Source organism: Paraburkholderia sp. RCC_158 (genome assembly GCF_041355255.1).
GTDB lineage: Bacteria > Pseudomonadota > Gammaproteobacteria > Burkholderiales > Burkholderiaceae > Paraburkholderia > Paraburkholderia graminis.
The window spans coordinates 1-604 of sequence record NZ_JBFUPM010000088.1 but is presented as its reverse complement, the minus strand read 5'-3'; the positions used below and the strand labels follow the sequence as shown (position 1 = coordinate 604).

The 604-nt window shown below is 64.6% G+C and carries 2 protein-coding genes; both read right to left on the bottom strand.

Translation table 11 applies throughout. The annotated features are described in order from the left end of the window. On the bottom strand, positions 1 to 451 hold a 451-nt coding region (locus tag AB6809_RS36270; protein ID WP_371028614.1), incomplete at its 3' end, for an IS66 family transposase zinc-finger binding domain-containing protein. 30 nt (positions 452 to 481) lie between these two features. Beyond that, a partial coding sequence (tnpB, locus tag AB6809_RS36265; protein WP_371028615.1) for an IS66 family insertion sequence element accessory protein TnpB occupies positions 482 to 604 on the bottom strand: 123 nt, incomplete at its 5' end.

Below are 604 nucleotides of genomic sequence, written 5' to 3'. Positions count from 1 at the left end.
CCGTCTTGTGTCGGATCGTGCGAATCACCTTGAACATCGCCGAGACGCGCGCGAGTTGCTCGGACACATCTTCTCCGAGCGGCTGCATGGCGCTGCCGCACTTCGGGCAGGTCGCGTCGGCTTCCAGCACGTGCTCTTCGCGTGGCAGATGCGGCGGCAGCGCTTCTTTCGGCGACGCGTCACCGACAGGCGTGCTCGCACTCGATTGGCGAGCACGTCGCACATCAGCGACGCCACGCTTACCGGTCAGATCCTCAAGCGCGGTCTCGAGCCGCGCGACCTCGCGGTCCAACTGCTCGGACTTGCGTCCGAACTGCATGCGCTTGAGCTTGTCGATCTGCGCCTTGAGTTGCTCGATCTCGAGATCGCGCTCGGCAAGCTGGGCACGGGCCTCGGCCAGCAAGGCCCGCAGGGTTTCGACATCGTCAGGAAGTTCGGCGCCGTTCGACATGCGGCGCAGTTTACGAGCCTTCCGCGCGGTTTACAACATCGACATTGCAGCGGTCCGACGCGGCTGCCGCCAATCGATGCCTTCGAGCAACATCGACAGTTGCGCCGCCGTCAGATAGACCTTGCCGCCATCGGCCTGGGGCCAGACGAAACG